The following is a 23,002-nucleotide window of genomic DNA, read 5'->3' as shown; positions in this document are numbered from 1 at the left end:
TCGAATTATTTCTAACCAACTGACCAGCTACGCAGTTAGGTTTACACGAATCAACCAACGCATTCATCATGAATACACAGGAAAGCAAAACCGCCCTGATCACGGGGGCTTCCAGCGGAATCGGCCAGGAACTGGCGAAACTGTTTGCCAAAGACGGTTACAACCTCGTGCTCGTGGCCCGAAGCACCGACAAACTGAACGAACTCGGTGCCCAGTTCTGGGATGAGTATGGCGTCGAGACGACCGTAATTACCAAGGATTTGTCGGAAGAAAATGCCGCGCAGGACGTTTACAACCAGGTAAAAGACAAAAATATTCGGGTTGATATTCTGGTGAACGATGCCGGGGTGGGCTTATACGGGAAGTTTGCGACCGAAACCGATTGGGAACGCGAAAAATCGCTCATTCATCTCAATGTGCTGACAACCACGCTGATGACCAAGCTTTTTTTAAAGGACATGGTGGAACGCAATGAGGGCAAAATTCTCAATCTGGCCTCACTTGTTTCCGTAACCCCGATGCCCCTGATGGCGGTTTATGGAGCCACGAAGGCATATATCAATAATTTTACGCAATCGCTGATCAACGAACTCAAGGGTACGAATATCAGCGTAACGGCCCTGATGCCCAATGCGACCGATACGGACTTCTTCAACAAAGCCGGAGCCGCGAACACTAAAGTAACTGAGAATCTGGACGATCCGGCGGTGGTGGCCAAAGATGCCTACAACGCGTTTATCAAAGGAGCGCACAAAGTGGTGCCGGGTAGTTTTGCCAATAAAGCGCTCGAAGTTGTGTCGTACATCACTCCGCAGGAAACGCTGGCGGAACGGATGCGCAAAAGCATGGAGCCAAAAGATGAGCCGAAAACGGAAGAAAAAAACAACACAGCCGCCTGGACCTGGGGAATCAGTCTGGCAGCTGTCGTCCTCGCCGGAGCGGCACTGGCGGTTCTCTACACCAATAGCAGTGAATATGATAAGTTACGTTATCGTTACAAAGCCAGAAAATTGAAGTCCGGTGCAGATGACATGTTTGGCGATGTAAAAGAAAGCCTATTAACCGGTTTAGACAATCTCAAAGGTGCGGTTTCGACGGCCAAAGAAGTGGTTGCCAAAGCGAAAGAAACCTTCGCCGATGCCGTTGCTAAAACCCCGTCCGAGGTGGAAGAAGCGGTGTAGAATGAAATGAATTAACAATGAACAATTAATAATTAACAAGTGGCTGGTTATCAGATTCTTGTTAATTATTAATTGTTCATTGTTCATTCCTTCAACTATAGCTCGCTGAGGAACAAAATCACTCCCAGCGAAACGCGGAACGTGCTGACATCGGCTTTGTCGCTGGTTCGTTCGCCGTTCAGATCGATTGCCGATTTGCCGCCTACCTGAAACGAACCGTTCGCGGTCAAGGCAATGGGGAGGGAGAGGTAATAGTTGAGCCCCGCTCCTATGTGGGCCGCCCCGCCTTTGAACAGAATATTGTCGTACGAATTGTTGTTGATCACCTGATCGACTTTGCCCACCCGATGGACATAGCCGACCTCCGCAAACGGCCGCAGGGCGTGGGTGGTTGCCGAAAAATTAAAGCGGACTCCGCCGGTTAAATTCGTAAATGTAAACGACTCAGCATCAATATTTTTGATATTCATTTTCGTCCGGTCATACTGCGCGAACACCTCAAACCGCTGTGTCAGACCAAACCCCACGCGACCGCCAAAACCCAGGCCGTTGCCCGAATTTTCGTCCAGAAACTGAAAGTAATCCGACGACCAGCCCAGCATGTGGCCCTGCAAACCGATGCTTAGCCCCTCGGTAGTTGATTTTTGGCGAATGGTTTGCGAAAACGTAGCCGTCGAAACAAACAATCCGGCCAGAAGTAGAAGCAAGGTAAACGAGTAAGGTCGCATGGGAAAAGTACGTTTATATTCGGTATTAATCTGGTTGTAAGTCTTTTAAAAAGTAAGAACGCTGTCGCCGGTGCGGACTTCAAATGTCTGGCCGGAGTGGAAAACAACCGGTTTTCCTTTGGATTCCTCACTGATGGTGGCCGACCGCAGCGCCAGTCGCTGGCCGTTGGCGGCTTCTACTGCGTAAATCCGAAACTCGAGCAGGTCTTTTTTGCGGAACAAATCGTTGCCCGCCTGTCTGATTCGGGTAACTTCCCCAAACGCCGTTGCTCCGGCCTGAATGACCACTTCGCCTTCTGTGACAACCGCATCAATGACCCGGAACCGAATGGTCTGCCCCTCCTGCGCATTTGATGACGAAAGATCCGCATTCAGGGATAACTTCACCGGCAACCGCCTGATAGCAACCGACTTGTGCGTAACCGGACGTTTGACAGGCTCAGGTGTCGGCTCGGTAGTTGGGGGCAAAACCGGTTCATCTTTCGTTTTCGGAACCGGTTTTTCTTCCACGGCTTTAGGCTGCGCTGGCCGGGGTTTCTCCGAACGCGGTTTCTTCGGTTGTTTCGTTTTGGGCTCTTCGGTTTCAACCGGATCGGGCGTTGGCGACGAAACGCGGGTTTCTTCAACTTTGGGCTCGGAATAAGCAATCGTCACGGTAGAATCTTTCGCCACTTCCGGTTTCTTTTTTTCCGACAAACCGGCGTCAGGTTGCGGACTTACCGTATTTCGTTCGGGCTGAATGGGTCGGTCTAGCAACATCAGGCTCAGGAAAATAACCGCGATGACAGTCAATCCTCCGGCCAGCAACAGCTCCCAATTGGAACGAATCCAGGTGGGAACCTGCCAGGTTAAAAACCGCTCCGGGTTGAGTGAAATAGCTCTTTTGGTGGCTGGAATCTTGCGTTTGGGCTGAATTTCTACCACATCCGTCGCAGGCAGCGGGGGTAAAATCCGGGCCGGATCAAGGATCGGGGCGGTGGCAAAAAACGGCTGTAAGGCTTTCTGAAATTCCTTGGCATCTGCAAACCGCCTGGCCGGATTTTTCTCCAGCGCTTTCTGAACAATCGCTTCCAGTTCTTTCGGAATCTGTCCGTGCAGTTTCCGAAGCGGGATCGGTTTTTCGCGGACAATGGCCTGCATCAACTCATAATCCGTGCGGCTGGCAAAAGGCAGTTTCCCGGAAAGCAGTTCATAGAGCAACACGCCCATCGCGTAAATGTCGGAAGCAGGCGAAGGCTCCTGGCCTTCAATCAGTTCCGGGGCCATGTATTCGAGCGTTCCGACAATCCGGTTGGCCTGGGTTAATCGCTGTTCGCCTTTGACGCGGGCAATTCCGAAATCCATCAGCTTGACGGTGCCTTCGGGCGTCAGCATCAGATTGGCCGGTTTGATGTCGCGGTGCAGAATTCCCTTGCGGTGGGCATGCGCCATGCCTTCAAGTCCCTGTCTGACAATCTCCGCAGCAATGGCGGGCGACATCGCCCCGGCTTTCCGAATCAGCGGTTCCAGGCTGTCGCCTTCGACGTATTCCATCGCCATGAAATAATCAGAGCCTTCCTGCAGAAAATTGTAGACAACGGCGATATTTGGGTGATTGAGTCGCGCCAGAATCAAAGCTTCGTTCCGAAACCGTTCCATGAAGGTCGTCTGCGAAACCAGGTGCGAATGCAGCATTTTGACCGCCACCAACCGCTGAAGCAGCATATCGGTTGCCTGATAAACCGTCCCCATTCCACCTTCACCCAGTAAGGTTTCAATGCGGTAATGTTGGATCAGTCGGCCTTTCATGGTGAGTGTCTGGTTATTCATGAGGAAGTTCGTAATCAAGCGTAATGGGCACTTCAATTTCGCGGGTTTCGCGGGGTGGCGGCTGAATGCTGGTGGTGGTTCGCTCGGCCAGCACAACCGTGATGTTGTCGTGACCACCCCGGTTTTTCGCCATCTGAACCAATTCGGCGGCTACGTTGGGTAAACTTTCCTGCCGGAGCAGCCGAATCAGGTCATCCGGTCGACAGTATTCGTACAAACCGTCGGAACAGAGCAGAAGGCGGTCGCCGGGATCGAAGGGTAAAATGCACCGGCCAATGTCCACGCGCAGATCGGGTTTGGTGCCCATGGCCTGCGTCAGCACATTTCGTTCGGGGTGATGGGCGGCCGCAGCTTCATCGATTTCGCCCTTTTTGATCAGCTCCTGCACGTAGGTGTGGTCCTCGGTCAACTGAATAATCTGGCCGTTTTTGAAGAGATAGGCCCGGCTGTCGCCCACGTGCGCAAAAACAATCTGTTCGTTGTGAACCACGACGGCGGTGCAGGTAGTGCCCATGCCGCGGAAGGTTTCGTGTTGGTGCGACTCGTCGTAAATCTGCCGGTTGGCCAGCTGAAAGGCCCGCATCAGGCTCTTTTCGATGGTGTCGCGGTGCTGAAAATACTCCCGGCTGACGATTTCGGCCGCCATCTGGCTCGCAATTTCACCAGCCAGGTGCCCGCCCATTCCATCGGCGACGAGCAGCAGATACCCTTTGAACCGCCGAATGCCTTCGTCTGCCAATCGGACAAATAAACCGGTATCTTCGTTGTTTTTACGAACGTTGCCGATGTCCGACACTACGATTGCGTTCAGATCTCCGGTGGGTGGTGATGTCGGTTCAGGTTCGGCAGCGAGGGCGGTTGTAACTTCTTCTTTCGTCGGCTCCGCCAACACCGGTTTTACGTTTTTCCCGAAAAGATGCTTCAAAAAATTTCTCATGGTGTATGCTCGCTTTCTGGTTTTCAAAGCATCTTTTCGGTTGAACGATTAGTCTACTACCTGGCGACGGCCCATCAATTCGAGACCGTAGGAAATTGGTACGGCAAAGGTGACGCGGGTGGCATCGCGGGTGCTGTTGCTGGCGGTGAAAATCCCGATCACGTTGCCTTCCTTGTCGAAAACCGGTCCCCCGCTGTTGCCTGCCCCCGTGGCGTTGACCGTCAGCTGGTAGTAGTCGCCAAACTCGCTGTAGTAGCTGGCCGCTTTCCCGGTGCTCTGGCCTTTGATAACCTTCCCGACGTTGCCGGGCGTGACGGTTACATCCGGCACCTTGACGAACTGCGGATTGCGGTTGGCGAAGTCGGATGAGTTTTCACCCACAAATACGTCCGGCGAAATACCGGGGTAACCCATAACCGTAACCGCCTGGCCGGAAGCAATGTCTTTTCCGGCATCCCGCAGCTTCACCGGTGTCAGCGGTTCGACCAGATCGATTTTAATCATCGCGACGTCGTGTTTCGGCGAAATAATGGGCTTGCCCGTAGCCGGAAAACGTTGTTCATTTTTGTTGAAGGTCACATCGAGGTAGGTATTGACGCCCTCAATCACTTTTCCCGACATCGGTTTTTTACCGAAAAATTTCGTTTCAGAAGGTACCCAACGGAATTCCTGCACCGGTTGCGGGCTCACATCCCAGCCTTTCACTCCCTGCACCAGCAGGATTCCCGGGAACGCATCCGCCGGAAAATCGTAGTAAGAATTCCAGGCTGCGGCTACGTGCCGGTTCGTCAGAATATGACCCTGCTCCGACACTACAAAACCCGAACCGCTGGCACCGTGCATCGCAATCGGCTGGCCCACAGCCACATCCTTTTTCAATCCGAGCAGGGGTTCGACCACGCCCGGTTCCACTTCAATGTACATCGGAACGTTTTTAATGCTGCCGTCCCATTGCTTCACCGGCAAATACTGGTGGTAAATATCGTCGCCGGTCGGCGTGTAAATCAGTTTGTAACCAAATTCGATGAAAACGACTTTGCTGGTGTTGGCCGACGCAATCTGTTCGGCCGACAGTCCGGTTTCGGGTTTCATCGCATTGTGAATAATCGGCGTCCGGTTCACCACAACGGTCGTCGTCGTGCCGATTTTATCCTTGAACGCATAGCCGATCGTCGACAGAATCACCAGAATAACCGCAGCAACCAGCATAATGGAACGCGTACTTTTTTTGCGCTCGGTGACCATCATGCGCTCCACGGTTTGTTTGCCCAGGCCGACTTTGACCGGAATGTTATTCAAATCATCCACTTCGGAACCCGGTGCAGGAATCGGCATTTTGATCTCACTGGTCGATTTGAACGAACCCGGCATTTCAACAAACCGGGTGCTCTGCATCAGTTCGATGGGGCGGGGATTCAGGTCAAATTGAAAAACCGGTCCGCCCTGGCCCAGTTGAATTTCGTCGCCCGGTTGCAAAACCGCCGAAGCCGTGATGCGGGTTTTGTTGACGAAAATTCCGTTGCGGGAGTTATTATCCACGACTTTAAAAGATGGAACTTCGCCTTCTACTTTCACAATTTTGCCGTGCTCGCGGGAAACCGTCGAGTCGAGTTCGGGGTCGAAACGGAGGTCGTTGGCGACTCCGCGTCCGAATGAAAGTTCAGAATACTTCTTGTAGTCGAATTCTTCGACCTGATTGGCTTTGGTGCCGGTTACATGACGAATGACGAAACGATCGATTTGCGTTGACATGACTGAGCGTAGTTAATGGTATTTTCGAGTTGGAAATGTGTGCTGTTTGAACGATACAAAGTTGGGGAATCGGCGAGCGGCAGTAAATCAGGAAAAGCCCTGATTTTCAGGTCCGGGAAACCTATATTTTGCGTCTATAGGAAAACCTGTATTTTACGAGAAACCATTGTACTTAAAGGTTTTATGTCCGTACTTTCGGTTACATAATTCCCACTCAACCAATGCGTACCCTTCTGATTCTGCTTCTGTTCGGGACGGTGTCCGTTGCCCAAACCCCGGTAATCGATTCGCTGCAAAACCGGCTGAAACAGCTTCCACCCGACAGTTCCCGCGTTCTGACCTTACACGAGCTGGCAACCAATTTCTGGTGGAACGGGTACGATTCGCTCGCCATTCAGACGCTGCGGCAGGGGATGCGGGTCGGGAAACAAGCCAACTATCCAACCGGCGTCATTCGCGCGCGGCTGGCGCTGGCCCGCATCGAAGCCGATTACCTTTCCGACACTAAATCGGCTCATGCTCAACTGGATACGGCCCAAACCGAAGCCATTGCCATTCACGATCTGTCGTTGCAGGGGCAGGTTTTTCTTCGTCGGGCACAGCTGTATTCGAACATCATGGCCAAACTGCCGGAAGCCCGGACGCTGTTGCAGAAAGCCCTGGCGAAATTTCGGGAAGCCCACGACCGGCGCTGGGAAGCGCAGGCTTATAACGAACTGGCAATCATGCAAATGGGTAAAGGTCAGTACGTTGAAGCAATCAATCTCTGGCTCAAAGCCCGACGGATTCAGGAACGCATGAACGATCTGAAAAGCCTGCGGGCAACGCTCCCGAATCTGGGGGCGGCTTACTTGAAACTAAACCGCTATGACGACGCGCTGGCGTGTTTTGCCGAGGGCGAAAAGATTGCGAATCAACTGAATGACCAGATGGTCAAGCACTTTCTGATGAGTCGGAAAGCCGAGATTCTTGAGAAAAAGAAGCAATATCCGGCGGCCCTGGCCATTTACCTTGAGTTAGTCAAAGCATACGAAAAACCGTATCAACCCAGTAGCCTGGCCCGGGCGTACGGTTCGGTTGGCCGGCTATATACTGAATTGAAAGACTTTCAAAAAGCGCTGACTTACTCGCAGTTAGCACAGGATACCTACCGAAAAACCGTTGAAAAATCGCAGGAAGCCATGGAACACAATGCTCAGCATAATTTTGGGGAGATTTACCTCGGACTGAAGCAGTACAGCCGGGTGATTCCGTACGCTCAGGCGGGCCTGGCCTGGACCAAAGATGTTCAGGAAATGCGGCCCGAACGCACGGCCTACCTGCGTCAACTGGCCACGGCTTACGATCATCTGAACCAACCCGCCAAAGCGCTGTATTATTATAAATGGTACAAGGCAGAGGCCGATACGATGCTCAATGAAGAAGCCATCCAGAAAGTGACGATGGCCAGCATGACGTACGATTTTGAGAAAAAACAGCAGGTTACCCGCTTACAACAAGCGCAACAGAAAAACCGCATTGCGTCACTGGAAAACGAGCAGTTGGAACAATCCCGTAACTTCCTGATTGCCTTGCTGGTATTGAGTGGTGGAACGCTCGGTTATGTGTTCTGGAGCAACCGGCGACTTCGGACGAAAAACGAAGAGCTTTCCCGGAAAAATGCCGAAATCGAAGCGGCTTTGTACCGGGGGCAGACAATGGAACGAAAGCGGGTGGCCAGCGAATTGCACGACAGCGTAGCGGCAAAAGTGTCGGCCCTGAAATGGCGGCTCGAAGCGATGGACACCTCGCAGTTTGACGGCGATCAGCAGCGCGAACACAACCGCCTACTGGATCACATGGGCGAAGTGTATGACGACATCCGGACCATTTCGCACAACCTAATGCCCGAAATCCTTGAAAAACAGGGCCTTCAGGCGGCATTGATTAAGCTGACCGATACGCTGAATGTGCAAAACCGCACCCGGTTTATGCTGGAAGTGGACGATTCGGGCGCAGACGTTCGTGGAAAAACCGCTTATGAACTTTACGCCATTTCGCTCGAACTGGTCAATAACATCTTGAAACACGCCAAAGCCCGCAGCGCCGGAATTGCCCTGCACCGGCAGAACGGTTTTTTGAAACTGACCATTCAGGATGATGGCCTGGGAATCGATGGAAGCAAATTTTCGGACGGTGTAGGGATGCGCAACATTCAGTCGCGACTCGAACGTCTGGGCGGCACCTTCTTTATTTCGACCCCCGAACCGGGCGGTACCTGCGTCGATGTTCAGATTCCATTGGCAGGCTAAACCATTGAATGACAACCTTATAACAAACCGTGCCGGACGGCGTATTTGATAATTCCGATTGAGTTTTTGACGCCCAGTTTGCGGAGAATGTTGTGCCGGTGCGTTTCGACCGTGCCCGGACTGATGAAGAGTTTTTCGGCGATGGCGTTTGTCGATAATTCCTGCGCCACGAGTCCGATGATTTCCAGCTCGCGGTCGGTCAGGGGCGCCAGGGGGGCAGGTGCTTCGTCCACGGCCCGAGCCACCGGTACGGGTAGCGCGACCAATTGCGTCATGACCGATTCGGAAAAGTATTTTTCGCCCCGGGCCACGGTTTTGATCGCCTTTTCCAGTTCGGCCTTCCCGGCTTTTTTCATCACGTACCCCGAAATACCGGCCCGAAACGCTTCGCGAATGCTGTCGGCATCTTCCGAAACCGTCAGCATCAGGACTTTAATGTGCGGGAAATGTTGCCGGACTTTCAAAGTCAAATTAATGCCGTCGAGGTTTGGCATGTTCATGTCCGACAGGAGAATATCAGCCTCGTTGTCCCGCAGATAGTCGACCACATCCCGGCTATCGTTCAGTGTTCCAATCACTTCGACGCCTTCAATCCGGCCCAACAACATCGCTAGGCTGTCTAAAATTATTTCATGATCATCGGTAAGCAGTACACGTATTGGGGTCATAAGGTACAGAGTCTAGGTGAGTCTCGCGGGTATTTCAAAGATAAAGAGGATTCAGGAAAAAGTTTAACGTGCCTGACAATGAGCGATATATTTTTAAACCGTTGGAAGATTAATGAGCACCTCAAGTAATTCAAGGATGCCTTATCAGCCAGAAAACCGTCGCGCTAGCGACGAAATGTTTGCAGCAACCAAAAGCTGGCCAGGACAACGGTGGTCGTGTAGCGACCGAACCAGCCCGCCATTCGGTTATCAAAGACGATTTGTTTCGTCGCTACGCGACGAGAATCCGGTGAGTCAGAATTCTGCTACAAACATCAGGTCGCTAACGCGACCGGCAGGCAATGACCTCTCCTAATTGCCCCTACGTTAAGTGATCTACTTACATATTGCAATAAAAATCTACATTTGCTTGCTAAATCAATATTCCATGCCAAATACATACACCCAAATCTACCTTCAAACCGTTTTTGCCGTCAAACACCGTTATGGCTCGATTCGTCTGGAATGGAAAGAAGATCTATTTCGCTATATGACGGGCATTGCGCAAAATCAGGAGCATAAACTACTTGCCATTAACGGAATGCCCGACCATGTGCATATTTTTTTGGGACTCAATCCAAAACAGGCGGTATCAGACTTGCTGCAAGACCTGAAAGGTGATTCGTCCAGATGGATTAACGACAATCGGCTGGTACAGGGCCGTTTTGAATGGCAATCGGGTTACGGCGCATTTTCGTATGGCCAATCTCAAATTGATAATGTCGTAAAATACATTAAAAATCAGGAGGATCATCATCGGAAAAGAACGTTTCTGGAAGAGTACGCCACCTTTTTGCAAAGGTACAATGTGCCTTACGACGATCGGTACATTTTTAAACCGTTGGAAGATTAATGAAGATGTCAAGTTTTAAAATATACATTTTAGCAAGGCGCCAGAAACGTCGCGTTAGCGACGACAGGTTTGTAGGAAACGAACTATTGCCATAAATCCCGGTGATCGCGCAGCGACCGAACCAACCCGCCGCAAATAACAATCAATTCATTTCGTCGCTACGCGACGATGTGACGGAAGATTAAGACTCTTGCTACAAGCATCCCGTCGCTAACGCGACTAAGGGAAAGATCACCGTCGAAAAAACATTAAACTATCCAAGCCCGTCGCGCTAGCGACGAAATGTTTGTAGCAACCAAAAGCTGGCCTGGACAACGGTGGTCGCGTAGCGACCGAACCAGCCCGCAATTTGTCGTAGTAACAAAATGAGTTTCGTCGCTACGCGACTTATGTGACTTAATGGCTAATAATTATTGCTACAAACATTGGGTCGCTAACGCGACTGGCGGTTAATTCCGCTTCTCAATTTGTCACGAAATTGTTTCTAGCCATAAAACTGCTTCTGCTTTCACAACAAAAAACGCCCGGCTTCATCGGCCGGGCGTTGCCAAAACTTATTCCAATTTTCAGTCCAATTCCGGAACAACCTTATCCAGGTTATAGAAGATAATGTCTTCCTTGCCGTCTTCGGTTTCGTTCAGCATCATACCGACAATGGCGTTCTTCTGAATCCGACCAGCCAGAATTTCCTTCGACAGGGCGTTCAGGATGCGACGCTGCATGACGCGCTTCAGCGGGCGAGCCCCAAACTGCGGGTCGAATCCTTCTTCGGCAATCTTGTCAAGCACTTCCTGATCGGCTTCGATCACCATTCCCTGTTCGGCCAGCCGCTCCTGAATATTTTTAAACTGAAGATTGACAATCTTGCGAATCTCACGTTTGGTCAACGGCTGGAACATCACCAGTTCGTCGATCCGGTTCAGAAACTCGGGGCGCAACGTCTGCTTCAGCAGTTCAAATACTTCTTCTTTGGTATCTTCAATCACCTGATCGTGGTTCCAGTCTTCGATTTTCGACAACCGTTCCCGAATGATGTGGCTACCAATGTTCGAGGTCATAATGATGATCGTGTTCTTGAAATTGGCGACCCGGCCTTTGCTGTCGGTCAGCCGACCGTCGTCCAGCACCTGCAACAGGATATTGAACACATCGGGGTGAGCTTTTTCAATTTCATCGAGCAAAATCACGCTGTACGGTTTCCGGCGAACAGCTTCGGTCAATTGACCACCTTCGTCGTAACCGACGTAACCCGGAGGAGCTCCAATCAGCCGACTGACGGCGTGACGCTCCTGAAACTCCGACATGTCGATCCGCACCAGCGAGTTTTCATCGTTGAACAGGTAGTCTGCCAGCGCCTTCGCCAGTTCGGTTTTACCCACGCCGGTGGTTCCCAGAAAAATGAACGATCCGAGCGGACGTTTGGGGTCCTGCATTCCGGCCCGACTCCGACGCACGGCATCCGAAACCGCCTGAATGGCTTCTTCCTGACCCGCCACGCGTTTTCCCAGTTCGTCTTCCAGGTGCAGCAATTTCTCGCGCTCCGATTCCATCATGCGGCTCACCGGAATGCCCGTCCATTTGGCAACGACCTCGGCAATATCGTCGGACGTAACTTCTTCCTGCAACAGATTCTGACCGTCGCCTTCTTTCTTAACCAACTCATCCAGACGACTTTGCATCTCGGGCAAACGACCGTAGCGGATTTCGGCCACTTTGCCGTAATCGCCGGAACGCTCGGCCTGTTCGGCCTCCGATTTCAACTGATCGAGTTGCTCTTTCAGCGTGCGGACTTCGTTCACCGATTGTTTCTCCACTTCCCAACGCGCTTTCAGGCTGTTCCGCGACTCGTTCAGGTCTTCGATTTGCCGGTTCAGCAGGCTTTCCTTGTCCCGATCCGACTCCCGGCGAATGGCTTCGCGTTCAATCTCCAACTGCATAATCCGGCGGTTCAGCTCATCGAGTTCTTCCGGTACAGAGTCAATTTCGAGCCGCATTTTGGCGGCCGCTTCGTCCATTAGGTCGATGGCTTTGTCGGGCAAAAACCGGTCGGAAATGTAGCGATTGGACAGTTCGACGGCGGCAATTACCGCATCATCCTTGATCCGAACACCGTGGTGCAGTTCGTATTTTTCCTTGATCCCACGCAGAATCGAAATGGCATCCTTCACATCGGGCTCGTCGACCAGAACCGACTGAAACCGCCGTTCGAGTGCCTTGTCTTTTTCGATATACTTTTGGTATTCCTTCAGCGTCGTGGCACCAATGGCGTGTAATTCGCCCCGTGCCAGCGCTGGTTTCAGCAGGTTAGCGGCATCCATCGCGCCATCGCCACCTCCAGCCCCTGCACCGATCAGCGTGTGAATTTCGTCAATGAACAGCACGATTTCGCCTTCCGAATCGGTCACTTCCTTGATAACTGCTTTCAGCCGTTCTTCAAATTCGCCCTTGTATTTGGCACCCGCCACCAGCAAACCCATGTCGAGCGAAACGATGATTTTCGACTTGAGGTTTTCGGGAACGTCGCCCTGCACAATCCGCTGGGCCAGCCCCTCGACGATGGCGGTTTTTCCGACGCCCGGTTCACCGATCAGCATCGGATTATTTTTGGTCCGCCGACTCAGGATCTGGAGTACCCGGCGAATTTCTTCATCGCGACCGATAACAGGGTCAATTTTCCCTTTTTCGGCCAGTTCATTCAGGTTCTTGCTATACCGCTCCAGTGACCGGTATTTCGCTTCGGCATTCTGATCTTTCACAGGATTATTTTTTCCGCGTAATTCTTTAATCGCTTCTTTCAGTACTTTTTCGGTAAATCCGACGTCTTTCAACAAGGTCGCTACCGAATCTTTGCCGCTGGCTAATCCCAACAGAATCAGCTCGATACTCACGTACTCATCGCCAAACTCTTTGAGAAAACCGGTGGCCCGCTGTAACGCCGTATTCAGGTCGTTACCGAGATAAATATTGGGTGTTCCCTGCGCACCGACCGATACTTTGGGATAGCCATTGACAATCGCGTCAAGCGCCAGCGTCAGACGGCTCGAATTGATACCGGTTTTTTTTGACAGAAAACCCATCGTGTTGGGGTCTTCATCGACAATTGCTTTCAGCACGTGACCGGTTTCCACCGATTGCTGCTGATTTCCCTGCGCAATCTGGGCCGCCTGCTGGATGACCTCCTGCGCTTTGATCGTGTACGTATTTAAGTTCATGGTTGTGGGTTAAACGATACCGGACACACGTTTTAACAACATTCGCACGGCATCCGTTTTAGTTGATGATACATTACTAACAAATGATAGACCAGTCGGTTTTTCCGGACATTTTGACGGCTTTTTAACGGTTTTAGCCGCAAATGTTGCCATTTTGACGTGTCTCTCTAAAACTCCCAGTCGGTAGAAAAGGAACCAATTCAGACAGATGGCTATTTAAAAATCTGAAATTCAGGAAGGTATGAATCATCCGGCGGTAGCCTGTCAAAATGGAATAAAGGCGCCGATACTATTCAATTGATTTAAGCGTTACCTTTAATTACCTTTTCAGCGCATGGAATATTTTTACTGCAACGTATGAAAGCCAGCAATACACTATTTGCCTTTGGTGCCCTATTTTTTCTACTGAGCTGTGGTGGCAAGGACAAACCCGATCCTGAGCCGCAAGCGCAAGTCTGTCTGCTCACCGAAGTCCCCGATTTGTATTTCGATTCCGGCCCGGTTACGGTTACTTACAACCCCAGCAATCTCGTTGCGACCATCGTGCAGTCTTCGTTCAACCTCTTTTCGTTTACGTATGACGCCAATGGCCGAATCACCAAATTTTTAGTCGGCACCTCATTATTTGAAAACCTGGGCGCTGAAGAACATACGATTACGTACGATGCAAACGGCCGGATTGCCACCATTTCAGCCGTCGATAATGGCCAAACCGTTACGGCAACCACCACATATGACTCCGAAAACCGCATTACAAAAGTGACCGTGACGGACCCACGGGGACAACGCAATTATTACAAACGCATGGAATATGACGCTGCGGGGAATGTAACGAAAGTCTATTACGCAAAGGATAAGGATGCCGAAAAGTTATACGCTGAATATAAGTACGACGATAAAAAATCGCCTTTTCTTAACCAGCCTGCCTTCAAATTAATTCCGCTTATTTCAACGCTCGTCGATCGAAGCCATTATCTAAGTGTGAACAATCCCGTTCAATACAAGGATTACGGTTATGGCTATACGGCTACCTATCAGTATGCCAATGACTTACCAACAGAAATGGCCATGCTCCTCCAGCAAACCGGTAGTCCCTCCATCGTAAATAAGCAGAAAGTCTATAAGTATACGTGTAAGTAAGGGCATATGGGTTAGGGCAGTGGGCATAGGGACATTCTGAACCTGCTACCCCATGCCCTTACCCCTATGCCCTCTGCCCTCAAATCGACGTATACGAATACGACTCAGATTCCCGGTTTGGATTTTCATCTTCCCACCACAAGTCCTCCTCTTCATCATAAATGTCAGATTCATCGACATCGCTCGCCAGTTCCCGGAATTTTCCGCGTGGCAGCCATTTGGTCAGAATGGCTCCAACGGCCAGCGAAAAAGCGGCTGCAGACAGCGCAATGGCGTTATTTTTTCCGTATTGCTTCGTGGCAATTCCCGCAAAACCGGCCACAAACGGCAACAGATAATACGGGTCATTTAACCGACGGGCAACCGTATAGGCCGTTCCGGTGGTGGCAGCCAGCACACCGATAAATACCGGCGTATCGCGACTTGGATTGGGTTTCCAGAGATTAAGATTGTACAACAGATTTGGCGTTCCGACCACCGACGCTGCCGTGAGCCATCCGGCGTATAAACTAAACGGAATGCGGAGGTATTGCTCCGGCCCTTTAACCTCGGTTTCCCCAATTTCCAATTGCTGATGAAGAACCAGCGCCACCGGCAAGCTGGCTTTGGTGACCAAGTCGGAGCCAATCATGCTTTCCATTCGTGTATCCGAAAAAAGCCGCCCAAAAGCCGCATTGAGCACATAGCTGATAGCCAGCCAGGGGGCGGCCCGTTGAAATCGCGGATTTGTTTGCTGGGAAGGCAGCGCCTGGTAAATGGCGTAAGCGGCTGTTCCGGCGTAGATCGTCGACCAGACTACCCCAAACGTCCATCCATCCGGAACTATGGGGTTTTCATCGAAAACGCGCCGGTATTCGGGCAAAACGTTTTCTTCCGCGTAATCAGCAGGAGCCCCGTCGTTTTCTCTCTTTTTCCCCGAAGATGCCTTCGGCCGACCGGCGGTTGCGGTATAAACAATGCTGGCGACAACCAGAACAGCCGTTCCGATTCGTCCTAACAACGAGTAGTTTCTCATGGTTTCTGATTGATTACGTGGATAATAACTAGAGCGCCCAGTTACTAGCTAACAATCAAAAACGGGAGATGTTGGAAAAAAAGTATTTCTTGGAGGGAGATGTGAGAGCAGAGACGTGAGACAAGAGAGTCAGGATGGGAAACCGCTTTCTTATTGCTCTTGTCTCACGTCTCTGCTCTTTTGTCTATTTAATCACCACCTTGATGTCAATTTGTTTCAATCTTGGTTTACCGACGGCCGTCGAGTCGCCGGGTTTGATGCCCGTTCCCAGGCCAATCGCATCGATCCGGATGTAATTGATCCCCGATTTGATCAGCTGGTTTTTGATCGCCAGCACCCGCATGACGGACAGGGCTTTGTTCCCCATCGGCGGAATGGCATCGTTGGCGTAACCCACCAGCCGAATCTGCACAATCGGATTGTTTTTGAGTAAGGTTGCAAGCTCCCCAACTGTCACTAAACCCGCCGGTTTGAGCCGGTCCGTACCGGTTTCAAAATCAAGGGTCGGAATTTTAAAACTGCGTCCTCCCGGGGCCTGCGGATTGGTCAGGTAAGCCGCCAGGGCGGTGGTGACGGTACTCGTTGCGGTACCCGACGCGGGTAAGGTTGCCGTACCGGCCGAATCGGTTCGGGCCGGAGCGGCCGGACGCAGTTTGGCCGAATCAACCGGCGTCACGGCGACGGAATCGACAAATTCGGTGGACGTTGCCTGCTCTTCATTGGCGGAGGAATACGTCTGGGTATTGTTCCAGATGTAATAACCAGCACCCGCCAGGGCCAGCACCACCAAGGCACCAACGCCCCATTTGACCAGCGAACCGTTGCCTTCTTCCTCGGGTTCGGGTATAAACCGCTGCCGTTCCTGAATGGGCGAACGCTCGGAGATGGCCGATCGCTTGGCAGGTGTTACGCCCACCGCCAGCAGTTGCTGGATATTCAGCCCTTCGGCAATGCGGTCGAGCAGTCGTTCAGGCGTTAGCTCAATCAAATGGTCACGCTGATCGGCAAGGGCTGCTGCCAACCCATCCGCATCCAGTTTTTTCTCAACTACTAATTTATTCAGAGTACCTAAAACCAAAGGAGTTACTAAACCGAGTAGGGTAATAGCGGCCGAATTTTTAATGTTGGCATAACCGGAAATGGCCATTCCAATGGCGCTTTTCATCGCCGGAAGCAAATGACTAATGCTGGTACTTCCCAGTTCAGCCAGCCGGTTAATTTGTTCGGGGTCGCGAAGTAGATCAGGAAACGTAGCCACCAAATTGCCGTCGAATTTCCCTTTCTGAATCGCATTATATAATTGATTAACCCCGATTTCGGTGGTCGTCCGTTTCATCAAACCGGCAATTACGGTATGAATCAGCCCTTCCAGGGCGATCCGGGTTTTTTCCGGATTTTCATCAACGTAGTAAGCCGCTCGGGAAACAACCGAATCAGTCAGGTTTTCTTTCAGTTCGACTAATAAATTCATAAAGACGCTATTGCATGGGAACTAACACATCAACACAATCACCACATCCGTAAACCCAAAGTTGACGAATACAATATGAATGATAAAGTTAGATAAAAAAAAGAAGCAAGAAGCGGGAAGTAGGATGCAAGTAAAAATTTTAGACAAAAAAAGGAAGTGAGAGGACAGAAGTGAAAGAAAAGATGTAAGAAATAGGAGAAAAGAAATTTGAAGCACTCCTTTATCTATCTTCTTTTCACATTCTTTCCTCCCACGCTGCTCTCAGGCACCCTGAAATTCTCGTAGAAATCGGACGTCGTTTTCGGTGTACAGCCGCAGATCGTTCACGCCGTACCGAAGTTGCGTAATTCGTTCAACACCCATGCCGAACGCATAACCGGTGTATTCTTCGGGGTCTACGCCACAGTTAATCAATACATTCGGATCAACCATGCCCGAACCGGCGATTTCCACCCAGCCGCTGTATTTGCAAATGTTACAGCCTTTGCCGTGGCAAATCTGGCAGGAAATATCGATTTCGGCGCTTGGCTCGGTGAAAGGAAAGTAAGACGGGCGGAAGCGAATCTTCACGTCTTTGGCAAACATCTCCTTCACGAAGTGGTAAAGCGTATCTTTCAGGTCTTTAAACCCGACATTTTTGTCCACATATAAGCCTTCCACCTGATGGAACATGCAGTGCGCCCTGGCCGAAATGGCTTCATTCCGGTACACCCGCCCTGGCATAATGGCGCGAATGGGCTGAAAGGCAGTATTGTATTTCTGATGTTCCATCAACCGGATCTGCACGTTCGAGGTGTGTGTCCGCAACAGCAGATCAGCCGGAGCTCCTTCGCTCTTTTTCTCCACGAAAAACGTATCCTGCATGTCGCGGGCCGGGTGGTTATCCGGGAAATTCAACGCACCGAAATTGTACCAGTCGGTTTCAATTTCGGGACCGTCGGCCACGCTGAAACCGATCCGTCCGAAAATGCTGATAATCTGCTGACGAACGATGTTCAGCGGGTGCTGCGCTCCGTATAAATTCGGAAGAACGGGCAAACTCAGATCGACGGGCGCTTTAACCTCTTCGGCAAAACTGTTTTCCAGCGACGTACTGGAATCCTTAAACCGCTGCTGGGCAAAATCTTTCACGGAATTCAATTCCTGCCCCACCGCCCGGCGGTTTTCCGGCGGTACCTGCTTTAATTGTTCAAACAGCTCCGTCACCACTCCTTTTCGCCCGATGTATCGAAGGCGAAATTGTTCCAACTGCTCTTTAGATTGAATTTCGTAATGTTCAATCTCCTGATAAATTTCTTTGACTCGATCCAGCATGCGCTTTGTATTCAATCCGGGTTGCGGCAAAGATAACCAATTTATGTCCTTCAATAAAATCACGTCCCGGTCACTCACTTTTGGTCCCGGTACGGTTGTTGGGCACGGTAGTACGAACAGGTAACTGGGGAATCACCTTGAAACTTCCGCACAAAGATAGTTAACCTGCTAATAATCAGTAGTATCCATTGTTTAACAATCTTACTCGATCAATTATGGAATCAATCCTAAAGGAAAATCTTTTCGACCAAGTGTCCACAAAATTCCCCAAAAGTGTGGAAAAAAAGTCCACTTCCTCAATTGCCCAGAAACTGCTTATTCCTTTCTACGACCGTAAAAGAACCATTTCGCTGGAAGAAATCGTTCGGTTGGAAGGATCAGGAAATTACACGAACTTCTTCCTCAAAGATGGTACTCGCATGCTGGTATCCCGCACCTTGAAAGAATACGAAGATTTACTGGATGGTCAGGCGTTCGTACGGGTTCACAAATCGTGCATCGTCAACCTGACTTACGTTCGCCGGTTTTATGTCAAAAAAGAAGGAGAACTGGAACTGAACGATGGTCAGCAGGTCAAGATTTCCCGTCGCCGGGCGCAAAACTTCATGGATCGTATCCGTAATTTTTTACCCACTGCAATCCGTTAGTTAATTGTAACCGATTAAACCCGCGTGGTGATGTGTAGTATACGCAAACCAGCAGTACGTAGAAATACGTAATCGGTCAAGGAGATATACGGGATGTAACCGCATAATTTACACAATAAAGGCTTGATTTTCAGTCGCTTATCTCACAAGATAGACCGCTGAATGTCAAGCCTTCTTTTTTAGTGAACGGTGATTTGGCGTAGTTTTGATCTATCAGTAACAACAAGAAACAGAAACAAAACTCTAATCGTCAAGCACCATGGAATCGTTAGCATATCCTTCTACTTCGACCTTGCAACCGTTGTTCCCCCGGATGTATCAACGTAATGCAAACCGCATCGCGCTTCCTTACCTGAATCGTAACATCATGATCTCGGTGGATGACATCGTCAGCCTGCACGGTGAAGGAAACTATACGTTTATTACGACTCGGGACAAAAAGCGGTATCTGGTATCGAAAACCCTGAAAGCGTTTGAACACATGCTCGATCAGACGATGTTTTTGCGAATTCATAAATCGACGATTATCAATCTGGCTTACGTGCAATTCAGCGTATTTGCCACGGAGCGGGTGGTTCGCCTGACCGACGGCCAGGAAGTAACGATCTCGCGTCGCCGAATGAAAGAAATCAGCCAGCGGTTGAACTACTTCATGCAATCACTTTTTAACTGATCGCATCAGAAAATACCATACTTATTACGGTTTATTTTGGGTTAGTTGAGCAGAACAGCCGTTGTCAGCTCCCTTCCGGGACGGGACAACGGCATGTTTTTTACCCGGAACCGGATTTTAAAGAATGGCATAGCCCAATGTCAATTGCCAGAGTGTCGATTTGGTATTAAATCGGGCATCGGTATTGGCGGTCTTGATCCCGACTTGCGACAGGTCGGACAAATTTCCTTCGTAGCGTAAATCCAGTTGCAATCCACCCAGGCTCAACCCAACTCCGGCCTGGTAGCCAAAAACCGCCTGTTTAAACGTTTCGTCGATGGGCTGCGTGGTGTATTGTTTGAACGAATCCTTCAGGTTTTTATCCTCCGAAATCGTCAGCGACATCAAGGGCCCGGCATTCAGTCGCAGAGGTCCCAGCTTAAATCCGATCAAAACCGGAACGTCGAAGGTTGTAAACTTCACGTCGACGGATTGGTTGACTAGCCCGGTTTGAATCAGATCGAATTTTCCGCCTTTGGACGAAACCAGCAGTTCGGGTTGAATGTAAAGTTTCCGTCCAAACCGGAAGAACGCTCCGCCCACGATTCCAGTGGTGCGGCTGTCGTTATTTCGGAAAAAGTCGTATACTACCTGTCCGCCCGACATCACCGGCATCCCACCGCTCGTCAACCGGGGCGTTTTCATTTCGAGGGTGTTGAGTTGTGAAAAGTTGGCTCCGACTTTCAGCCCAAACGAGAATAATTTACCTCCTCCAAATTGCCCGTAAGAGATGGCAGGCAGCAGAAACAGAAGGATGAAAAGACGTTTCATTCGTATTGTATTTTTAGGTGAGAATAAATGGCGCGCAAGTTAATGGAAAGCGTACGATTCTGTTCCTTCCATTGCGCAAACGGTAACTTTAAGTAGTTCAATAAAAAGCCCCGGTTTCAGGTCGCGAGAAACCGTTGCGACCCAAAACCGGGGATTGAAAACAGGTATCTAAACAATATCGAATGCTAGAACAGGCGCAATGCCAGCGTAACCTGCCAGGACTTGAGCCGCTGACTGAATTGCGCCGAGTTGGCATCACCTCCCAGATTCACCGCAGCCACGTCGGACAAACTTCCCTCCCGCCGGACATCAACGCCCAGGCGGCCCAGATCAAGGCCAAGTCCGATCTGATAACCGTATGATGCTTTGGCCAGGGCGTTGTTCAGGCTACCGGACGTGTAATCGCGCAGGGCATCGCGCAGCTTCTGATCGTCACTAACGCGGAATGAAACGATGGGACCAGCTACCACCCGGATCGGGCCACCTTTCAGGCCCAGTAAAATCGGAACGTCGAAATTGGTGGTTTTAATGGATACGGTTTCGGTTTTCGGCTGGCCGTTGATGTCGCGAACAATATCAAACGATCCACCTTTGGACGATACCAGCAGCTCGGGCTGAATGAACAGGTTTTTTCCAAAACGGGTGTAAATACCGTAAGCCCAACCGGTTTTGCTGTCAAAACTTTCTTTCAGATTATCCCGGATCACCTGTCCACTGACGTTTACCTGGGGCGTACCGTTGGCATTCAGACGTGTCGTCACGAATTCGCCCGTCTTAAACTGTGACAGGTTGACACCTCCCTTTATACCGAAGCTGAATTGGGCAAACGTCAGGGATGGCAGAATCATGACCATACCCAAAAACAGGATTTTTTTCATTTGAAGAGATGTTTGAGTGAATAACGTGAAAGATGGTAATTGTGCTATGTTTAACCGTTTTTTTTTGTATATTGTTAGTTTATGAACACATCACATTCTTGGCAGAAGCGCGTTTCTCACATGACACGTACCGGATCAAATCCCCCTATTCGGTCATAGCACCCTGCTTAGAAGTGCGATTGTAACCAAAGGTTTAATGGCAAAAACAAAAACAACTTTTTTCTGTCAGAATTGCGGTACACAGGCGCCCAAATGGCTGGGGCGCTGCCCGGCTTGTGGCGAGTGGAATACCTTTGTGGAAGAGGTCATTACGAAGGAAGAACCGGTGGCCGGAAACTGGCGGCCGGCGGGTGCGACCAAACAGGCGGCCAAACCCAAGGCCATCCACGCCATCAATTACGAAGAACAGGAACGAACGCTCACCCCCGATGCCGAACTAAATCGGGTTCTCGGGGGCGGCATTGTTCCGGGTTCGCTGGTGCTGATTGGTGGGGAGCCCGGCATTGGCAAGTCCACCCTGCTTTTACAGATTGCGCTGGGGCTGACCGACACGCGGGTGTTGTACGTTTCGGGCGAGGAAAGCGAGCAGCAGATCAAGATGCGGGCCGAACGGTTGCCCGCTCCCGTCAGCGACTGTTACATCATGACCGAGACCTCCACCCAGAACATTTTCCGAACCGTCGAACATTTTGAGCCGGAAGTGCTCATTATTGATTCCATCCAGACCATGCATTCGTCGCTGGTCGAGTCGGGCGCTGGCAGCGTTTCGCAGGTTCGCGAATGTACGGCGGAGTTCATGAAATACGCCAAAGAAAAAGGCACCCCGGTTTTTATTGTCGGCCACATTACCAAAGATGGTTCACTGGCGGGCCCAAAAGTGCTGGAACACATGGTGGATACGGTTTTGACGTTTGAAGGGGACCGGCACACGACGTACCGCATTTTACGTACCACCAAAAACCGCTTCGGCAGCACGGCCGAACTCGGCATTTACGAAATGCAGGGAACCGGTTTGCGGCAGGTGACAAACCCGTCGGAAATCCTGATCTCCCAGCGCGACGAAGCCCTCAGCGGGATCGCCATTGGTTCGATGGTGGAAGGAAATCGCCCCTTGCTTATCGAAATTCAGGCCCTGGTCAGCGTTGCCAATTACGGAACACCCCAGCGCAGCAGCACCGGTTTTGATGCCAAACGCTTGCAGATGCTGCTGGCCGTTCTCGAAAAACGGGGCGGTTTTCGGCTGGGTCAGCAGGACGTTTTTCTGAACGTGGCGGGTGGCCTGAAAGTGGAAGATCCGGCGATTGACCTGGCGGTTTGTGCGGCCATTGTTTCGAGCTACGAGGACATTGCCATTCCGTCGTCGGTGGCCTTTGCGGCTGAAGTGGGCCTAGGTGGCGAAGTGCGGGCCGTTCACCGGGTTGAATCGCGAATCTCCGAAGCGGAGAAGCTGGGATTCAAGCAGATATTCATTTCGAAATACAACGTCAAAGGGCTGGACATAAACAGCTATAAGATCAAAATCCAGCCCGTCAGTAAACTGGACGAAGTTTTTCAGGGGGTTTTGATGTAACTTTGATAGCTTTA

The 23,002-nt window shown here is 50.7% G+C and carries 18 protein-coding genes; 7 read left to right on the top strand and 11 right to left on the bottom strand.

Annotation, left to right across the window (positions count from 1 at the left end):
- The first annotated feature begins 68 nt into the window (after nucleotides 1-68).
- Nucleotides 69-1,181 (top strand): SDR family NAD(P)-dependent oxidoreductase, encoded by a 1,113-nt coding sequence (locus GJJ30_RS10020; protein WP_154175012.1) that lies wholly within the window; start codon nucleotides 69-71, stop codon nucleotides 1,179-1,181.
- A gap of 95 nt (nucleotides 1,182-1,276) precedes the next feature.
- On the opposite strand, the gene GJJ30_RS10015 is transcribed toward GJJ30_RS10020, so the two are convergent.
- From GJJ30_RS10015 to GJJ30_RS10000, 4 genes are read right to left on the bottom strand one after another with little or no spacing between them, the layout of a single operon-like run.
- On the bottom strand, nucleotides 1,277-1,909 hold the full coding sequence (locus tag GJJ30_RS10015) for an outer membrane beta-barrel protein (RefSeq protein ID WP_154175011.1): 633 nt from the start codon (nucleotides 1,907-1,909) through the stop codon (nucleotides 1,277-1,279).
- A 45-nt stretch (nucleotides 1,910-1,954) separates the two neighbouring features.
- Nucleotides 1,955-3,697, bottom strand: coding sequence for a serine/threonine protein kinase (locus GJJ30_RS10010; RefSeq protein ID WP_205880551.1), 1,743 nt, complete (start codon nucleotides 3,695-3,697; stop codon nucleotides 1,955-1,957).
- 13 nt (nucleotides 3,698-3,710) lie between these two features.
- Entirely contained in the window at nucleotides 3,711-4,655 is a 945-nt protein-coding gene (locus tag GJJ30_RS10005) for a Stp1/IreP family PP2C-type Ser/Thr phosphatase (RefSeq protein WP_154175009.1), read from the bottom strand.
- A 48-nt stretch (nucleotides 4,656-4,703) separates the two neighbouring features.
- A complete protein-coding gene (locus GJJ30_RS10000; protein WP_154175008.1) occupies nucleotides 4,704-6,407 on the bottom strand; it encodes a trypsin-like peptidase domain-containing protein in 1,704 nt (567 codons plus the stop codon).
- Between the two features lie 221 nt (nucleotides 6,408-6,628).
- Between GJJ30_RS10000 and GJJ30_RS09995 the strand changes: the two genes are divergently transcribed.
- Nucleotides 6,629-8,698 (top strand): tetratricopeptide repeat-containing sensor histidine kinase, encoded by a 2,070-nt coding sequence (locus GJJ30_RS09995; RefSeq protein ID WP_154175007.1) that lies wholly within the window; start codon nucleotides 6,629-6,631, stop codon nucleotides 8,696-8,698.
- A 17-nt stretch (nucleotides 8,699-8,715) separates the two neighbouring features.
- Here the strand turns inward: GJJ30_RS09995 and GJJ30_RS09990 are convergent, their stop codons facing one another.
- Nucleotides 8,716-9,366: a response regulator gene (locus GJJ30_RS09990; RefSeq protein WP_154175006.1), complete on the bottom strand. Its 651-nt coding sequence runs from the start codon at nucleotides 9,364-9,366 to the stop codon at nucleotides 8,716-8,718.
- A gap of 427 nt (nucleotides 9,367-9,793) precedes the next feature.
- On the opposite strand from GJJ30_RS09990, the gene tnpA reads away from it, so the two are divergent.
- Nucleotides 9,794-10,258 carry an IS200/IS605 family transposase gene (tnpA, locus tag GJJ30_RS09985; protein WP_154175005.1) on the top strand — a complete coding sequence of 155 codons (465 nt, stop codon included), beginning with the start codon at nucleotides 9,794-9,796 and terminating at the stop codon, nucleotides 10,256-10,258.
- A gap of 566 nt (nucleotides 10,259-10,824) precedes the next feature.
- Here tnpA and clpB read toward each other — a convergent pair.
- Nucleotides 10,825-13,470 (bottom strand): ATP-dependent chaperone ClpB, encoded by a 2,646-nt coding sequence (gene clpB / locus GJJ30_RS09980; RefSeq protein WP_154175004.1) that lies wholly within the window; start codon nucleotides 13,468-13,470, stop codon nucleotides 10,825-10,827.
- A gap of 357 nt (nucleotides 13,471-13,827) precedes the next feature.
- Between clpB and GJJ30_RS09975 the strand changes: the two genes are divergently transcribed.
- Complete coding sequence (locus GJJ30_RS09975; RefSeq protein WP_154175003.1) at nucleotides 13,828-14,610, top strand: hypothetical protein; 783 nt, start codon at nucleotides 13,828-13,830, stop codon at nucleotides 14,608-14,610.
- A 79-nt stretch (nucleotides 14,611-14,689) separates the two neighbouring features.
- On the opposite strand, the gene GJJ30_RS09970 is transcribed toward GJJ30_RS09975, so the two are convergent.
- The 3 genes from GJJ30_RS09970 to pheS form a co-directional block, all read right to left on the bottom strand.
- Entirely contained in the window at nucleotides 14,690-15,625 is a 936-nt protein-coding gene (locus GJJ30_RS09970) for a TspO-related membrane protein (protein ID WP_154175002.1), read from the bottom strand.
- Nucleotides 15,626-15,809: 184 nt separating this feature from the next.
- Nucleotides 15,810-17,096 (bottom strand): DUF937 domain-containing protein, encoded by a 1,287-nt coding sequence (locus tag GJJ30_RS09965; RefSeq protein ID WP_154175001.1) that lies wholly within the window; start codon nucleotides 17,094-17,096, stop codon nucleotides 15,810-15,812.
- Between the two features lie 261 nt (nucleotides 17,097-17,357).
- Complete coding sequence (gene pheS / locus GJJ30_RS09960; RefSeq protein WP_154175000.1) at nucleotides 17,358-18,410, bottom strand: phenylalanine--tRNA ligase subunit alpha; 1,053 nt, start codon at nucleotides 18,408-18,410, stop codon at nucleotides 17,358-17,360.
- A 215-nt stretch (nucleotides 18,411-18,625) separates the two neighbouring features.
- Between pheS and GJJ30_RS09955 the strand changes: the two genes are divergently transcribed.
- Entirely contained in the window at nucleotides 18,626-19,057 is a 432-nt protein-coding gene (locus tag GJJ30_RS09955) for a LytR/AlgR family response regulator transcription factor (RefSeq protein ID WP_154174999.1), read from the top strand.
- Nucleotides 19,058-19,316: 259 nt separating this feature from the next.
- Nucleotides 19,317-19,730, top strand: coding sequence for a LytR/AlgR family response regulator transcription factor (locus GJJ30_RS09950; RefSeq protein ID WP_154174998.1), 414 nt, complete (start codon nucleotides 19,317-19,319; stop codon nucleotides 19,728-19,730).
- A gap of 117 nt (nucleotides 19,731-19,847) precedes the next feature.
- Here the strand turns inward: GJJ30_RS09950 and GJJ30_RS09945 are convergent, their stop codons facing one another.
- Nucleotides 19,848-20,540: an outer membrane beta-barrel protein gene (locus tag GJJ30_RS09945; RefSeq protein WP_154174997.1), complete on the bottom strand. Its 693-nt coding sequence runs from the start codon at nucleotides 20,538-20,540 to the stop codon at nucleotides 19,848-19,850.
- 185 nt (nucleotides 20,541-20,725) lie between these two features.
- Entirely contained in the window at nucleotides 20,726-21,418 is a 693-nt protein-coding gene (locus GJJ30_RS09940) for a porin family protein (RefSeq protein WP_154174996.1), read from the bottom strand.
- Between the two features lie 196 nt (nucleotides 21,419-21,614).
- On the opposite strand from GJJ30_RS09940, the gene radA reads away from it, so the two are divergent.
- Nucleotides 21,615-22,988 (top strand): DNA repair protein RadA, encoded by a 1,374-nt coding sequence (radA, locus tag GJJ30_RS09935; RefSeq protein ID WP_154174995.1) that lies wholly within the window; start codon nucleotides 21,615-21,617, stop codon nucleotides 22,986-22,988.
- Nucleotides 22,989-23,002 lie beyond the last annotated feature (14 nt).

The organism is Larkinella terrae (assembly GCF_009668025.1).
GTDB classification, from domain to species: domain Bacteria; phylum Bacteroidota; class Bacteroidia; order Cytophagales; family Spirosomataceae; genus Larkinella; species Larkinella terrae.
Note: the sequence above shows the minus strand (reverse complement) of the source record. Positions and strands in the feature narration are given on the sequence as shown.

Excerpts from the sequence above, each read along its gene's own strand:
- GJJ30_RS10020 (WP_154175012.1), top strand. The coding sequence starts at position 69 with ATGAATACACAGGAAAGCAAAACCGCCCTGATCACGGGGGCTTCCAGC.
- GJJ30_RS10015 (WP_154175011.1), bottom strand. The coding sequence starts at position 1,909 with ATGCGACCTTACTCGTTTACCTTGCTTCTACTTCTGGCCGGATTGTTT.
- GJJ30_RS10010 (WP_205880551.1), bottom strand. The coding sequence starts at position 3,697 with ATGAAAGGCCGACTGATCCAACATTACCGCATTGAAACCTTACTGGGT.
- GJJ30_RS10005 (WP_154175009.1), bottom strand. The coding sequence starts at position 4,655 with ATGAGAAATTTTTTGAAGCATCTTTTCGGGAAAAACGTAAAACCGGTG.
- GJJ30_RS10000 (WP_154175008.1), bottom strand. The coding sequence starts at position 6,407 with ATGTCAACGCAAATCGATCGTTTCGTCATTCGTCATGTAACCGGCACC.
- GJJ30_RS09995 (WP_154175007.1), top strand. The coding sequence starts at position 6,629 with ATGCGTACCCTTCTGATTCTGCTTCTGTTCGGGACGGTGTCCGTTGCC.
- GJJ30_RS09990 (WP_154175006.1), bottom strand. The coding sequence starts at position 9,366 with ATGACCCCAATACGTGTACTGCTTACCGATGATCATGAAATAATTTTA.
- tnpA (WP_154175005.1), top strand. The coding sequence starts at position 9,794 with ATGCCAAATACATACACCCAAATCTACCTTCAAACCGTTTTTGCCGTC.
- clpB (WP_154175004.1), bottom strand. The coding sequence starts at position 13,470 with ATGAACTTAAATACGTACACGATCAAAGCGCAGGAGGTCATCCAGCAG.
- GJJ30_RS09975 (WP_154175003.1), top strand. The coding sequence starts at position 13,828 with ATGAAAGCCAGCAATACACTATTTGCCTTTGGTGCCCTATTTTTTCTA.
- GJJ30_RS09970 (WP_154175002.1), bottom strand. The coding sequence starts at position 15,625 with ATGAGAAACTACTCGTTGTTAGGACGAATCGGAACGGCTGTTCTGGTT.
- GJJ30_RS09965 (WP_154175001.1), bottom strand. The coding sequence starts at position 17,096 with ATGAATTTATTAGTCGAACTGAAAGAAAACCTGACTGATTCGGTTGTT.
- pheS (WP_154175000.1), bottom strand. The coding sequence starts at position 18,410 with ATGCTGGATCGAGTCAAAGAAATTTATCAGGAGATTGAACATTACGAA.
- GJJ30_RS09955 (WP_154174999.1), top strand. The coding sequence starts at position 18,626 with ATGGAATCAATCCTAAAGGAAAATCTTTTCGACCAAGTGTCCACAAAA.
- GJJ30_RS09950 (WP_154174998.1), top strand. The coding sequence starts at position 19,317 with ATGGAATCGTTAGCATATCCTTCTACTTCGACCTTGCAACCGTTGTTC.
- GJJ30_RS09945 (WP_154174997.1), bottom strand. The coding sequence starts at position 20,540 with ATGAAACGTCTTTTCATCCTTCTGTTTCTGCTGCCTGCCATCTCTTAC.
- GJJ30_RS09940 (WP_154174996.1), bottom strand. The coding sequence starts at position 21,418 with ATGAAAAAAATCCTGTTTTTGGGTATGGTCATGATTCTGCCATCCCTG.
- radA (WP_154174995.1), top strand. The coding sequence starts at position 21,615 with ATGGCAAAAACAAAAACAACTTTTTTCTGTCAGAATTGCGGTACACAG.